Source organism: uncultured Streptococcus sp., assembly GCF_963511325.1.
In the GTDB taxonomy this organism is placed as follows: domain Bacteria; phylum Bacillota; class Bacilli; order Lactobacillales; family Streptococcaceae; genus Streptococcus.
The window spans coordinates 1-14,293 of the sequence record NZ_CAUPII010000041.1 but is presented as its reverse complement, the minus strand read 5'-3'; the positions used below and the strand labels follow the sequence as shown (position 1 = coordinate 14,293).

The following is a 14,293-nucleotide window of genomic DNA, read 5'->3' as shown; positions in this document are numbered from 1 at the left end:
ATAAAAACACCCCAAAAGTTAGATTTTTTCTGTCTAACTTTTGGGGTGCAGTTCAATCTTGGGTATCTTTTTTCTTATATGCTTGTTTTATAACTCGGGTGAATTTCTTAGAAAATATCAAATAACAATTTCACATTGAGAATTGTTAAGATAATGGAAACGATATAGCCAAGGATGGTATTCCATTTGGCATTGGTAAATTCTCCCATCAGTGATTTCTTAGAAGTTAGATAAATCAGTGGGAAGATTGAAAATGGAAGAGCAATCGAAAGAAAGACTTGTGAATAAACCAATAACTGATCCAATGTTTTTTCCTGATGACCAAACAGAACCGCTACAATCATGACAGGCAACAAGGCAAAGAGACGAGTTGCCAAACGAATGAACCATTGAGGTAATCTCATATGCAAGAAACCTTCCATAACGATTTGTCCAGTCAAGGTACCCGTAATCGTCGAATTTTGACCACTGGCTAATAAAGCCAAGGCAAACAAGGTTGATAAGGTCGAGCTAGCTATAGCTCCTGCAATAGTAGAATCCTGCAAGGCATTATACATTTGAGAGAAGGCAGAAATCTCAGATGCATGGCCGAAAAAGAGAGCCGCCCCGAGAATTAATAGAAGGGAGTTAACCACAAAGGCCAAGGATAATTGGAGATTTGAATCCCAGGTCATAAAGCGCACGGCTTTTCGAACATCATTCTTGTCCTTGTGATTGATTTTCCGAGTTTGAGACAAGGAAGAATGCAAATAGAGGTTATGGGGCATAACCGTTGCTCCCACGATCCCTAGTGCCAAGGTTAATTGACTTTCATGCCCTGACAAGGGACTTTCAAATAAGGTTGCATTCGGTAGATAACCCTCAACGATTCCTTGGAAGCTTGGATGTGACAAAGCTACCAGATAGGTAAAAATTGCTAGAATGGTTAAAATCAGTGTTGTCACAATAGCTTCAATCTTCTTAAAGCCAAATTTCATCAGAAGCAATAAGAGAAAAACATCCAACACAGTCAAGAGAATTGCTATCATAATCGGAATCTTAAAGAGAAGATTGAGAGCAATCGCTGAACCTAGAACTTCTGCCAGATCTGTCGCCATCAAGGCTAATTCTAAAATCACCCATAGACTATAACGAAGCCATTTAGGTGAATGATGAGCCGTTGCTTGAGCCAGGTCCATCTGGGTTACAATACCAAGCTTTCCTGCCATCTGCTGAAGTTGCATGGCAATGAGAGATGAAATCAAGATAACAAACAAGAGACTATACTTATAGGAAGCACCACCGACTACACTGGTAATCCAGTTTCCTGGATCCATATAACCAACTGCGACAAGAGCACCCGGACCTAAAAAGGCCTTTAAATTTTGCCAGAAATGATTGTTATTTGGAGTATCGATAGATTGATTAATCTCAGAGAGTGACACTTTTTTATGAGAAGACATAGATACTTACCTCTTTCTAAACCTACTTTTTCATTATTTTCTATTAGAGAAAAATAAGATTGACTTTAAACTATTAAAACAATGAAAACTATATGAAAAACATTTAGTTTTTTCATTATTTTTCTTAAGGCACCTTAATATTTTTCTTAAGGCACCTTAATTATAACACAAAAAATGAAAACTATATGAAAAACATTTAGTTTTTTCATTATTTTTCTTAAGGCACCTTAATTATAAAAAATATGATAAAAACTTAAGAAAATTCAACAAAATTTTAGGGAAAGTCAGAATAAGTCTACTCATTAACGATAATGATAAATCTATTGATAAACTTTGACATTTAATAGTGAACTGTAACTATTATTTCTAACTCGATTTCTCTATAAAAGAGGAAAAACCAGCGTCTTTTGACGCTGGATAAAAGCTACTTAGATCATTTAACAAGAAACTAAATTGCTTCTGTGACAAAACTTCTACTTTCAAGTACCTTAAGCATAGCATCTGCTGTATCCAAGGCTGTGAAGAGTGGCACACCATGTTCGATAGCTGAACGGCGGATTTGTTCACCATCTTCATCAGCAGTTCGCTTAGTACCAACTGTGTTGATGATAGCTTGGATTTTCCCTTTACGAACATAGCTTGGGATATCATGTTCATCATCACCAATCTTACCAACGAGTTGAGCCTTCAAGCCATGACTTTCAAAGAAAGCTGCTGTTCCTTGAGTCGCAAGGATACCATAACCAATATTTTGGAAACGACGAGCCAAATCCAAAGCTTCTTCCTTGGCATCATCAGCGATAGTAAAGACAACATTTCCAAAGGTTGGCAAGTGAAGATAAGAAGCTTCAAAGGCCTTGTAGAGGGCTTTTTCAAGAGTCGTATCAGAACCCATAACTTCCCCTGTTGACTTCATTTCAGGACCGAGCAAGCTGTCTACTTTCGCTAGCTTGGTAAATGAGAAGACTGGCGCCTTGATATGAACACGACTGCTTTCTGGATAAAGTCCATCCTGATAACCAAGTTCTTCAAGACTTTGACCAAGAATTAACTTAGTTGCTACTTGAGCCATAGGGATATTGGTCACTTTAGAAAGAAATGGAACCGTACGGCTGGCACGTGGATTGACCTCAATAACGTATACTTTTTCATCCTTGATAACAAACTGGATATTCATCATTCCAAGGCAGTTAAGACCGATTGCTAGGCGTTTAGTATAGTCTGCGATTGTTTCTTGCACCTTTTGCGACAAGGTTTGTGGTGGGTAAACGGCCATTGAGTCACCTGAGTGGACACCAGCACGTTCGATATGCTCCATAATACCAGGGATAAGGACATTTTCACCGTCTGAAATGGCATCAACTTCACACTCTTGTCCAACGATATAAGAGTCAACAAGAACTGGGTGGTCTGGACTAGCCTTAACCGCTGTACGCATGTAAGAACGAAGGTCCTCTTCGTTTTCAACAATTTCCATGGCACGTCCACCCAAGACATAAGATGGGCGAACGAGGACTGGAAAGCCAATCTTGCGAGCTGCAAGCACTGCTTCTTCTTCATTGGTCGCTGTCTGTCCTGGTGGCTGAGGAATATCCAAGTCTTTAAGGGCTTGCTCGAAGAGGTCACGGTCTTCGGCACGGTCTAGGTCAGCGACTTGCGTACCAAGGATGGTCACACCTGCTTTTGCCAATGGTTCAGCAAGGTTAATGGCTGTCTGACCACCGAACTGAACGATAACGCCTTTTGGTTGCTCCAAGTCAATAACATTCATAACATCTTCGAATGTCAATGGCTCAAAGTAAAGCTTATCTGATACAGAGAAGTCTGTAGAAACGGTCTCTGGGTTTGAGTTCATGATGATAGCCTCATAACCAGCAGCTTGAATCGCCTTAACCGAGTGAACAGTTGCGTAGTCAAACTCAACCCCTTGACCGATACGGATTGGACCAGAACCTAGGACAAGTACAGATTCCTTATCAGACTTGATAGACTCATTTTCCCATCCATATGTTGAGTAGAAGTACGGAGTTTCTGATTCAAATTCTGCGGCACAAGTATCTACCATCTTGTAAACTGGAACAATCTTATTTTCCAAACGTAGTTGACGTACTTGGTCAGCTGTCGTTTTCCATAGTTCAGCAATCTTACGGTCTGAAAAACCATTCAATTTTGCAGTTTTCAAAACTTCAAGATCTTGTGGATGTGAGCCCAATTCTTGCTCAATTTCAAAGATATGCAAAAGTTTATCAAGATAGAAGATATCAATTTTTGTGAGTTCAGCGATTTCCTCTATTGTATAACCACGTCTGATGGCTTCTGATACGTAGAAGAGGCGATCATCTTGAGCCTTCACAACCTTTTCAATCAAGGCATCATCTGAAATTTCTGCCAGCTCTGGAATTTCATTGTGGTGAACACCAATTTCAAGTGAGCGACAAGCTTTCAGAAGTGACTCCTCGATGTTACGACCAATGGCCATAACTTCTCCAGTCGCCTTCATCTGAGTACCAAGACGGCGTTCTCCCTTTTCAAACTTGTCAAATGGGAAGCGCGGAATTTTGGCAACCACGTAGTCAAGGGCTGGCTCAAACATGGCATAAGTTGAACCTGTAACTGGGTTGATGACCTCATCTAAGGTCAAACCGACTGCAATCTTAGCGGCCAATTTGGCAATCGGATAACCTGTCGCCTTAGATGCAAGGGCTGAAGAACGTGATACACGAGGGTTTACTTCGATGACATAGTACTTGAAGCTGTGGGGATCAAGCGCAAGCTGAACGTTACATCCGCCTTCAATCTTGAGAGCGCGGATAATGCTCAAGCTCGCATCACGAAGCATTTGGTTTTCATAGTCTGACATGGTTTGCGCAGGGGCAAATACGATAGAATCCCCTGTGTGAATCCCAACTGGGTCAAAGTTTTCCATGTTACAAACAACCAAGGCATTGTCAGCTGAGTCTCGCATGACTTCGTATTCGATTTCCTTGAAGCCAGCAATGGAACGTTCAATCAAACATTGGGTAACAGGTGACAACTTCAAACCATTTTCGGCAATTTCACGCAATTCTTCCTCGTTGGCACACATACCACCACCTGTACCACCAAGTGTGAAGGCTGGACGGACGATCACTGGGTAGCCAATTGTCGCTGCAAAGGCAACGGCTTCTTCCACAGTGTTAACAATTTCAGATTCTGGAATCGGTTGATTCAATTCTTCCATCAATTGTTTAAAGAGATCGCGGTCTTCAGCTTGGTCTATGGCAGACAATTTAGTCCCGAGAAGTTCTACTCCCAATTCATCAAGAATGCCATTTTTAGACAATTCCATGGCCATGTTAAGCCCTGTTTGACCACCAAGAGTTGGAAGCAAGGCATCTGGACGTTCTTTACGGAGAATACGAGTCACAAACTCAAGTGTAATCGGTTCGATATAAACCTTGTCTGCAATTTCCTTATCAGTCATGATAGTTGCAGGGTTTGAGTTTACTAAGACAACCTCATACCCTTCCTCTTTCAAAGACAAGCAAGCCTGAGTCCCAGCATAGTCAAACTCAGCAGCCTGACCAATAATAATCGGACCAGAACCAATCACCATAATTTTTTGAATATCAGTACGTTTAGGCATTTATAAGATATTAAGGGCGTCAAGTGGACAAAGCTAAAATAGGAGTTATGACGAAGAACTGTCAGTTCTAGGAATAACTATCTTTTTAGCACCGTCCGTAGCCCGTATTCAGTTCAGCAAATACGGCTCACCCTTCTCCTTTCTATTCGTCGCCTCACAGGGCGACATTAAATAAATTCTCCGACGATTTTTTAGCGAAACGATTTTTTTCGATAAAAAATCTAGTGCAGGGAGTTTTTAGTTCGCCTAATAGCGACTAAAAGAAACGACCTGCCTTTCTATTCGGCAACTCTCGGGTTGCCATTAAATAAATTCTACGACGATTTCACACTCGTCTTTAGTTTGTTTGTTTGAAGGCTTCCATCATCTCGATGAACTCGTCAAATAGATAACTTGCATCGTGCGGACCTGGTGCAGCATCTGGGTGGAATTGCACAGAGAAACCTGGTTGGTATCTGTGACGTACACCTTCAACTGACTTGTCATTGATTTCTTCGTGGGTAATCATCAAATGGTCTGGAAAATCTTCACGACTTACTGCATATCCATGGTTTTGACTCGTGAAGTCCACGCGCCCTGTCGCAATTTCACGCACTGCGTGGTTAAAACCACGGTGACCAAATTTCATCTTGTAGGTCTTAGCACCATTTGCCATTGCAAAGAGTTGATGCCCCATACAAATACCAAAGATTGGAATCTTGCCAAGAATACCACGAATCATATCAAGTGCTTCTGGTACATCTTCTGGATTTCCCGGTCCATTTGACAACATAACTCCGTCTGGATTTAAGTGAAGGATTTCCTCTGCTGTTGTAGTATAAGGAACGACCGTTACATTACAATCTCTCTTAGACAACTCTCTTAAGATTGAATGCTTGAGACCAAAGTCTACAAGTACCACACTTAAACCTACTCCTGGAGCTGGGTAAGCAGTTTTTGTAGAAACCTGTTTGATATTATCAATCGGTAAAACAGTCGCTTGAAGCTGATCTGTGATGTGATCGATACTATCTCCCACATGTGTCAGAGTCGCTCTCATAGTTCCATGTTTGCGAATGATTTTTGTCAAAGCACGTGTATCAATACCTGAAATACCAGGGATTTTCTTAGACTTCAAAAATTCATCCAGTGTCATCTGGTTGCGCCAGTTGCTGGCTCTACGAGCTTCTTCAAACACCACTACACCTTTACAGGTTGGACTGATAGACTCGTAGTCATCACGGTTAATCCCATAATTTCCAACCAAGGGATAGGTAAAGGTTAGGATTTGCCCATTGTAAGACTGATCCGTAATGGATTCTTGATAACCGGTCATCCCAGTATTAAAGACGATTTCACCAGTTACATCAATATCAGCCCCAAAGGCTTTTCCTTCAAAAATTGTTCCATCTTCTAAAACTAGAAGTCGTTTAGTCATAAATTCACCTCTCGTGGATGCTCTCAGGCATCTTTTAACGTTTTGTGTCTTATTTTGCGTTTCTGTAAGTCAATACAGATTCTAAAATTGCCATTCTGACAAAGACACCATTGGTCATTTGTTGAACAATACGTGATTTTGGTGCTTCGACCAAGTGATCAGCAATTTCAACATCGCGATTTACAGGAGCAGGATGCATCAGAATAGCTTTATCTTTCAAGCGATCATAACGTTCTTGAGTCAAACCATGCTGGGCATGATAGCCTTCTTTTGAAAAGACTGTTCCACTTTCATGACGCTCATGCTGAACACGGAGAAACATCATCACATCAACTTGGTCAATGATTTCATCAATGCTTACAAACTGTCCATAGTCTGCAAACTCTTGACTTCTCCATTCCTCAGGTCCAGCAAAGTAGAGTTCTGCTCCTAAGCGTTTTAAGATTTGCATATTGGATTTAGCCACACGCGAATGGTCAAGGTCACCAGCAATGGCTACCTTGAGTCCTTCGAAGTGTCCAAATTCTTCATAAATCGTCATTAAATCAAGCAAGCTTTGGCTTGGGTGTTGACCCGAACCATCCCCACCATTGATAATCGAAGTCGTAATCGTCGGACTATCGATCAACTCTCTGTAGTAATCCACCTCTGGGTGTCGGATGACACAGGCATCTACCCCCAAGGCTGACAAGGTTAAAATTGTATCGTAGAGTGTTTCACCCTTGTTGACTGAACTTGTCTTCACATCGAAGTCCAGTAGGTGAAGTCCCAGTTTAATCTCTGCTACTTCAAAAGATTTGTGGGTACGAGTCGAACTCTCAAAGAAGAGATTAGAGACAATGTGTTGGTCCTCGTAAGACGCTTTTGCTCCATTTTTAAACTCAATTCCTCGTTTAATCAATTTCATGACTTGTTCTACAGTAAGGTCTTCCATTGAGACTACATGTTGAATGGCTTGTTGATTTTCTGACATGGCTAACTCCTTTTAGCTATCTAAGCTTCTTCGGTAATAAGAACACGATCTTGTCCATCTAGTTCAGTCATCTCTACGATGATTTCTTCTGAACGACTGGTTGGGATATTTTTCCCTACATAGTCTGGACGAATCGGTAATTCTCTATGTCCACGGTCAACTAGAACAGCTAAACTCACACGAGAAGGACGGCCATGGGTAACGATGTTATCAATAGCTGCTCGGATGGTCCGACCTGTGTAAAGCACATCGTCCACCAAGATTACCTCACGTTCTGTCACATCAACAGAGATTATAGAAGTATCTTCACCGCTTTTGACATCGTCGCGGAAAGGTTTGGTATCTAATTCTACAACGGGGACAGAGATATTTTCTAATTGTTCCAAACGCTCTTGGATACGGTGAGCAATGAAGACACCTCGTGTTTTTATCCCAGCCAATACAATCTTGTTTAAATCTTTATTTCGCTCGATAATCTCGTAGGTAATCCGAGTAATCGCTCGCTTGACGGTCAATTCGTCTACAACTTCTTTTGTCTTCATGACAAACCTCCAAAAAGAAAAGTCTCCTTTTTTCAAGGAGACTTGAGAATGTATAACTAAGCGAGCCTTACTGTAAACAGTATAGACTTACCCTTCTACTTAATCGAGCTCCTTGCCTGCCTCACGGGACAGGATTAAAGGAATATTTGATTGCTACTACTATATCACAAAGTAGTAATCGATGCAAGAAAAAACACAAGAAATCAATTTTATAATGAACTAAAATCGTATAACTGTGGATAGTGATCGCATTCTGGATTTTTCGGATGACAGATAGCACGACCAAAGTAAATCATAGCCTGATGGGCTGCCAACCATTCTTCTGGTGGCAAGACATCCATAACACGTTTTTCGACATCAAGGGGTGTAGCTGATTTTTTAACAATATCGTGGTGTTTACAGATTCGCTCTACGTGAGTATCAACTGCAAAGGCCGGAATACCGAATCCCACGCTCAAAACTACGTTAGCTGTTTTACGACCAACTCCCGCTAAACTCTCTAATTCTTCTCTAGTCTGAGGGACTTGACCGTCAAAATCATCCAGTAGTTGTTGGGCACATTTTTTGAGGAATTTAGCCTTATTGCGATAAAGGCCTAGGCGAGAAATATACGAGGCAATCTCACTCTCACTTGCATCTGCCATGGTTTGTGGGGTTGGAAAAGCTGCAAAAAGTCCAGGTGTAGCTTTATTGACTGCTGCATCTGTCGTCTGAGCTGACAGCATAACCGCAACCAAGAGCTCAAAATGATTGCGAAAATCTAGACTTGGTTTTGCATCTGGAAAAAGAGCAATGATTTCCTCAATGACATGACGGGCACGTTTCTTGGATAAAACCATCTATTCGTCTCCGTCAAACAGTCCTTGCAAACCTGCAAAAGGACTATTTTCTTCTTTCTTGACTGCCTGTTGGGCTTGATACTCTTCCTCAGACATGATTTGCCAGTCATTTCCAGAAACAAATCCCTGACCTGCTTCTTCCTCAGCTGTTAAGACCTTGATAGGAATATTGAGCAAGATATTATCTGAAACACTTTCAGCCAGGTCGATTTCCCCATTTTCGATCGGTAAAACCAAGTCATCATCTAGAACTTCTTGGTCCAATTGATTGGTAGCACCTTCCATAAAGACTTCCGTTACTGGATAGGACTCTTTTAATTCTACAGGTTCCATGCTACGGCTAGAAGCTAAAACGATTGTATAAGACAACTGATAATCTAGGAAAAACATAAGGTCTTCGTACTGAACTTTCCCTACAGCAACAATATCTTTTACATCTATAATTTCTTGATTACGTTTACGTAAGTCTGCCACCAAATCTAAAGTTTGCTCAAAGTGCAAGCCTTCCGGCAACTTACGAATTTCTTGAATATTTAATTTCATACTTCCTCCATAAAGATTTACTCACTTGATTATACCATGAAAGAACCGCAAGCAAGGCAACTAAACTTTCAAAAAATCATTCTCTATTTTTTGATATATTTATTATGACAATTTTATTTTTTGTGCTATACTATAGACATCAATACATGGGCAAAGGAGGACGCTCATATGGAAGATAAAGAACTAATCTTAGAAGCTTATCAACTCATTTCCGAGTTAAACAAAGCTTACCAGACTTGCAAACAAGGATTGCCTGATGATCTGCGCTTGCAGCAAAATATCGACGAGCTACTCAATCAACTTAAAAAGACAGAGAAACTCGATAACTCTATCTTAATTGATCTTGAGAAATTTTACCAACATACCAGTCTCTTGATTGGACTTGGCACCCTTAAACTCAATGAAGAAGCTCGCACAGCTTGGAGAAACTATGACAAATTCCACTACGATCAAGTCAAACACGTACTGACTCTCTATGGACCTGTTTTTGGTTTCTAGAAAGACTTGAATTTTTCATTTCTTTTGACAAAGTGTTCCAAAAGGTATAAAATAAACATAGTAATTTTCGGAGGTAAGGGAGACATGAACAACTAAGTCTATCAAATAAAGAACCTTTATTTAGTAGATCTTGTTCTTGTCTCTTTTTGTGTGCTCTTTTTTCTGCTGCTTTTTCAGCCCTTTTAAAAGAGTTTTTTGACATAGACTTTGGGCTCTACTAGGTAAAGTAGAGCTTTTTGTTATGCAATGTGGACATTCTAGAAAGGGCAATAATATGATAAAAATCAATCATCTGACCATCACACAAAACAAAGATTTACGAGACCTTATTTCCGATTTAAATATGACTATCCAAGACGGAGAAAAGGTCGCCATTATTGGAGAAGAAGGTAATGGGAAATCAACCTTACTTCGAACTTTAATGGGAGAATATTTGTCTGATTTCACTATCAAGGGAGACGTCCAGTCTGACTATCAGTCACTGGCCTACATTCCTCAAAAGTTACCTGAGGAGCTAAAAAATAGAACTCTACATGACTACTTCTTTTTGGATTCTGCTGATTTAGACTACAGCATTCTTTATCGTTTGGCTGAGGAATTGCACTTTGACAGCAATCGTTTTGCTAGTGACCAAGAGATTGGTAGTCTCTCGGGTGGCGAAGCTTTGAAAATTCAGCTCATCCATGAATTGGCCAAACCCTTTAAGATTTTATTTTTAGATGAACCTTCAAATGACTTAGATCTTGAGACGATTGATTGGCTAAAAAGTCAGATTCAAAAGATGGGACAAACCGTTATTTTCATTTCTCATGATGAAGACTTGCTCTCTCAAACAGCAGATACCATAATCCACTTACGACTAGTTAAGCATCGAAAGGAAGCTGAAACCCTGGTCGAACATTTAGACTATGATCGCTATAGTGAACAGAGAAAGGCTAATTTTGCCAGACAAAGCCAGCAAGCTGCCAACGACCAACGTTCCTATGATAAAACCATGGAAAAGCATCGCCGAGTCAAGCAAAGCGTAGAAACTGCCTTGCGAAACACTAAAGATAGTACTGCCGGTCGCCTATTGGCTAAAAAGATGAAAAATGTTCTCTCTCAAGAAAGACGCTACGAAAAAGCAACTCAGTCCATGACCCAAAAGCCACTTGAAGAGGAACAAATCCAACTCTTCTTTTCAGATATAGAACCATTAGCGGCTTCAAAAATTATAGTTCGACTGGAAAATGAGACTTTATCCATTGGTGAGCGTGTTTTAGCTCAAGGGCTACAATTAACTATCCGTGGTCAAGAAAAAATCGGCATTATCGGTCCCAATGGCGTTGGCAAATCCACTCTGTTAGCCAAGTTGCAGCAACTACTAAGTGGCAAAAGTGAGATTTCGCTTGGTTTTATGCCACAAGATTACCAAGAAACATTGAATTTGGATCTATCCTCAGTAGAATTTCTCAGCCAAACTGGACACAAAGAGGAAATACAGAAAATCCAATCTCGTTTAGCCAGCCTTAATTTCAGCTATCCAGAGATGCACCACCAAATCCACTCCTTATCTGGAGGTCAACAAGGAAAACTTCTTCTTTTGAATTTAGTTCTGCGAAAACCGAACTTTCTCCTTCTGGATGAACCCACACGAAACTTTTCTCCAACTTCTCAACCAGAAATCAGAAAACTCTTTGCCAATTATCCCGGTGGTCTGGCTACTGTTTCGCATGATCGACGTTTCTTAAAAGAAGTCTGTACGAATATCTATCGTTTGACAGAACATGGTATGGAAGTAGTCGATTTACAAGATTTATAAATGTAGAAAATAGCAAAAATCCAGAGGAAAACTCTGGATGTTTTTACATATGTTGCAAACGCTCAATACGTTCTGAGATTGGCGGATGGGTATAGAAGAGTTTTTGTAAGCCACCTCGTTTTTGAGGATCGTTGATGTAAAGTGCACTACTAGCATCATCCACATGATGACTCATAGGCTGACTATTGTCCAGCTTACGAAGGGCATTGATCATACCTTGAGGATTACGAGTCAACTCTACACTGGAAGCATCTGCTAAAAATTCTCGCTGACGAGAGATGGCTAGTTGTACCAAGGTTGCTGCTAAGGGAGCTAAAACAATCGCTAGGAGAGAAACGACTAGCATAATAATTTCAAGTCCACCACTATCACGGTCATCACTTCTACGACCACGGCCTGCACCTCCCCACCACATCATGCGTCCAGCCATACTTGATAAAAGCGTAATGGCACTGGCAAGGGCAACCGCGATAGTAGAAATCCGAATATCATAGTTACGAATGTGACTGACTTCATGACCAATAACCGCCTCTAACTCTTCACGATTCATAATCTCAAGGAGTCCTGACGTTGCTGCTACCGCTGCATTTTGGGGATTTGAACCCGTAGCAAAGGCATTTAAGCTGGCATCATCGATGATGAAGACACGTGGCATAGGGATTTGCGCCACCATAGCCATATCTTCCACGACATGATAGAGGGTTGGTGCAGTCTGCTCATTCACCTCACGCGCACCATTCATACTCATGACTATCTCTGTTGATTGAAAAATCATGGACAAGGCATAGATAAAGCCGATAATCAGAGCGATAACTAAGCCACCAAGACCAGACCGCATAAAGAGGTAACCAACTGCATATCCAACCAAAGCCAAAAGTAAAAAGAATACTAGTAGTAAAATCCAAGTTCTTCGCTTATTACTCGCGATTTGATCATACAACATCCTAGTCACCTAAACCACTAAAATCAACCTTTGGTACTGCCTTTTCTTCTTCAGGTGTTTGAAGGAAATCAGCCACTTTAAAACCAAAGAGTCCAGCAACTAGGTTACTTGGGAATGTTTCTAATTTAACATTATAGTTGCTCACAACACTATTGTAGAGTTGGCGAGAGTATGAGATTTTATTTTCAGTATTGGTCAACTCCTCTTGCAATTTAGCAAAGTTGCCACTCGCTTTTAGGTCTGGATAATTTTCTGCAACGGCAAAAATTCCTGAAACCTGGCGTGAAAGGGCATCACTAGCTCTCATAGCTTCTGCCGGTGAGGTTGCAGCGGCTACTTGATTACGGAGTTCTGCAACTTTTTCAAGCGTTGAACCTTCATACTTTGCATATCCCTTCACGGTCTCAATCAAGTTTGGCAAGAGATCGTTACGACGTTTCAACTGAACATCAATCTGACTCCATGCCTCTTTAGTTTGCATGCGATTTTTAACCAATCCATTATAGGTAATAATCACAAAGATACCAATAAGAGCAAGAACTCCAAGAATAATCCAATTCATCTGATATCTCCTTTCTGTTTTTAGATTAGTACCAGTATATCAAATTTCTATCTTTTTGTGGTAAAATAAGATGATACTAAAGAAGGAAACTACTATGAAACCAGAAACATTTTATAACTTGCTAGCTGAACAAAATATTATTCTTTCTGACCAGCAAAAAGTTCAATTTGAGCGTTATTTTGAACTTTTGGTCGAATGGAATGAAAAGATCAACCTGACTGCTATTACTGAAAAGGAAGAAGTCTATCTCAAACATTTCTATGATTCTATTGCTCCTATTTTACAGGGATTGATTGAAAACCAGCCTATTAAACTCTTAGACATCGGTGCTGGAGCAGGTTTTCCTAGCCTTCCCATGAAAATTCTCTATCCTCAACTAGATGTAACCATTATTGACTCTCTCAATAAACGAATCAACTTTCTGAATCTATTAGCCAAAGAACTAGGTTTAGAAAATGTTCACTTCTATCATGGACGTGCCGAAGACTTCGCCCAAGATAAGAACTTCCGTGCTCAGTTTGATATCGTTACAGCTCGTGCAGTTGCCCGTATGCAGGTCTTGTCCGAGTTGACTATCCCCTACCTGAAAGTCGGTGGAACATTGCTAGCTCTTAAGGCTAGCAATGCACCTGAGGAATTAACTGAAGCTAAAAATGCCCTTAACCTTCTCTTTAGTAAGGTTGAAGATAATCTCAGTTACAAACTTCCTAACGGAGACCCTCGCTTTATCACTATTGTTGAAAAGAAAAAGGAAACTCCAAATAAATACCCAAGAAAGGCTGGCATGCCTAACAAACGTCCGCTTTAGAAAGATTAAAAATCTGCAAATTCACACCTCACTTTCTTATTTCAAGACTCGGGAAAAAATGATTTACAAAATCATACCTCGCTTTCTTATTTCAAAGCTTGGGAAAAAATGATTTACAAAATCATGCCTCGCTCTCTCATTTCAAGGCTCGGGAAAAAATGATTTACAAAATCATACCTCGCTTTCTTATTTCAAGGCTCGGGAAAAAATGATTTACAAAATCATACCTCGCTTTCTTATTTCAAGGCTCGGGAAAAAATGATTTACAAAATCATTTTTTTCTGCTATACTATCCTAAGC

The 14,293-nt window shown here is 40.4% G+C and carries 12 protein-coding genes; 3 read left to right on the top strand and 9 right to left on the bottom strand.

The annotated features are described in order from the left end of the window. Positions 1 to 107 precede the first annotated feature (107 nt). From RQ973_RS08775 to RQ973_RS08745, 7 genes are all read right to left on the bottom strand, one after another. Complete coding sequence (locus RQ973_RS08775) at positions 108 to 1,442, bottom strand: Nramp family divalent metal transporter (protein WP_311523708.1); 1,335 nt, start codon at positions 1,440 to 1,442, stop codon at positions 108 to 110. A 448-nt stretch (positions 1,443 to 1,890) separates the two neighbouring features. Further along, positions 1,891 to 5,067, bottom strand: coding sequence for a carbamoyl-phosphate synthase large subunit (gene carB / locus RQ973_RS08770; RefSeq protein WP_311523706.1), 3,177 nt, complete (start codon positions 5,065 to 5,067; stop codon positions 1,891 to 1,893). A 337-nt stretch (positions 5,068 to 5,404) separates the two neighbouring features. After that, positions 5,405 to 6,484 carry a carbamoyl phosphate synthase small subunit gene (locus RQ973_RS08765; RefSeq protein ID WP_045763806.1) on the bottom strand — a complete coding sequence of 360 codons (1,080 nt, stop codon included), beginning with the start codon at positions 6,482 to 6,484 and terminating at the stop codon, positions 5,405 to 5,407. 49 nt (positions 6,485 to 6,533) lie between these two features. Next, entirely contained in the window at positions 6,534 to 7,457 is a 924-nt protein-coding gene (locus RQ973_RS08760) for an aspartate carbamoyltransferase catalytic subunit (RefSeq protein WP_045763807.1), read from the bottom strand. A gap of 20 nt (positions 7,458 to 7,477) precedes the next feature. Further along, positions 7,478 to 7,999: a bifunctional pyr operon transcriptional regulator/uracil phosphoribosyltransferase PyrR gene (gene pyrR, locus RQ973_RS08755; RefSeq protein WP_045763808.1), complete on the bottom strand. Its 522-nt coding sequence runs from the start codon at positions 7,997 to 7,999 to the stop codon at positions 7,478 to 7,480. 209 nt (positions 8,000 to 8,208) lie between these two features. Beyond that, a complete protein-coding gene (gene nth, locus RQ973_RS08750) occupies positions 8,209 to 8,838 on the bottom strand; it encodes an endonuclease III (protein WP_311523703.1) in 630 nt (209 codons plus the stop codon). Then, on the bottom strand, positions 8,839 to 9,381 hold the full coding sequence (locus RQ973_RS08745; RefSeq protein ID WP_311523702.1) for a DUF177 domain-containing protein: 543 nt from the start codon (positions 9,379 to 9,381) through the stop codon (positions 8,839 to 8,841). Between the two features lie 168 nt (positions 9,382 to 9,549). Between RQ973_RS08745 and RQ973_RS08740 the strand changes: the two genes are divergently transcribed. Together RQ973_RS08740 and RQ973_RS08735 are read left to right on the top strand one after the other, a co-directional pair. After that, the gene (locus RQ973_RS08740) at positions 9,550 to 9,879 is read left to right on the top strand and encodes a helicase BlpT (RefSeq protein WP_311518635.1); all 330 of its coding nucleotides are present in this window, start codon (positions 9,550 to 9,552) and stop codon (positions 9,877 to 9,879) included. Between the two features lie 241 nt (positions 9,880 to 10,120). After that, positions 10,121 to 11,680, top strand: coding sequence for an ATP-binding cassette domain-containing protein (locus RQ973_RS08735; RefSeq protein WP_311523701.1), 1,560 nt, complete (start codon positions 10,121 to 10,123; stop codon positions 11,678 to 11,680). Positions 11,681 to 11,723: 43 nt separating this feature from the next. Here RQ973_RS08735 and htpX read toward each other — a convergent pair whose 3' ends face one another. Both htpX and RQ973_RS08725 read right to left on the bottom strand, forming a co-directional pair. Then, the gene (htpX, locus tag RQ973_RS08730) at positions 11,724 to 12,623 is read right to left on the bottom strand and encodes a zinc metalloprotease HtpX (RefSeq protein WP_248035933.1); all 900 of its coding nucleotides are present in this window, start codon (positions 12,621 to 12,623) and stop codon (positions 11,724 to 11,726) included. Between the two features lies 1 nt (position 12,624). Further along, on the bottom strand, positions 12,625 to 13,185 hold the full coding sequence (locus RQ973_RS08725) for a LemA family protein (RefSeq protein ID WP_248035932.1): 561 nt from the start codon (positions 13,183 to 13,185) through the stop codon (positions 12,625 to 12,627). Positions 13,186 to 13,279: 94 nt separating this feature from the next. Here RQ973_RS08725 and rsmG point away from each other — a divergent pair, with 94 nt between their 5' ends. Then, the gene (gene rsmG / locus RQ973_RS08720) at positions 13,280 to 13,993 is read left to right on the top strand and encodes a 16S rRNA (guanine(527)-N(7))-methyltransferase RsmG (protein ID WP_311523700.1); all 714 of its coding nucleotides are present in this window, start codon (positions 13,280 to 13,282) and stop codon (positions 13,991 to 13,993) included. The last annotated feature ends 300 nt before the right edge of the window (positions 13,994 to 14,293 follow it).

Coding starts and splice junctions, on each gene's coding strand:
- nth (WP_311523703.1), bottom strand. CDS start 8,838: ATGGTTTTATCCAAGAAACGTGCCCGTCATGTCATTGAGGAAATCATT.
- RQ973_RS08745 (WP_311523702.1), bottom strand. CDS start 9,381: ATGAAATTAAATATTCAAGAAATTCGTAAGTTGCCGGAAGGCTTGCAC.
- pyrR (WP_045763808.1), bottom strand. CDS start 7,999: ATGAAGACAAAAGAAGTTGTAGACGAATTGACCGTCAAGCGAGCGATT.
- htpX (WP_248035933.1), bottom strand. CDS start 12,623: ATGTTGTATGATCAAATCGCGAGTAATAAGCGAAGAACTTGGATTTTA.
- carB (WP_311523706.1), bottom strand. CDS start 5,067: ATGCCTAAACGTACTGATATTCAAAAAATTATGGTGATTGGTTCTGGT.
- RQ973_RS08775 (WP_311523708.1), bottom strand. CDS start 1,442: ATGTCTTCTCATAAAAAAGTGTCACTCTCTGAGATTAATCAATCTATC.
- RQ973_RS08760 (WP_045763807.1), bottom strand. CDS start 7,457: ATGTCAGAAAATCAACAAGCCATTCAACATGTAGTCTCAATGGAAGAC.
- RQ973_RS08740 (WP_311518635.1), top strand. CDS start 9,550: ATGGAAGATAAAGAACTAATCTTAGAAGCTTATCAACTCATTTCCGAG.
- RQ973_RS08735 (WP_311523701.1), top strand. CDS start 10,121: ATGCAATGTGGACATTCTAGAAAGGGCAATAATATGATAAAAATCAAT.
- RQ973_RS08765 (WP_045763806.1), bottom strand. CDS start 6,484: ATGACTAAACGACTTCTAGTTTTAGAAGATGGAACAATTTTTGAAGGA.
- rsmG (WP_311523700.1), top strand. CDS start 13,280: ATGAAACCAGAAACATTTTATAACTTGCTAGCTGAACAAAATATTATT.
- RQ973_RS08725 (WP_248035932.1), bottom strand. CDS start 13,185: ATGAATTGGATTATTCTTGGAGTTCTTGCTCTTATTGGTATCTTTGTG.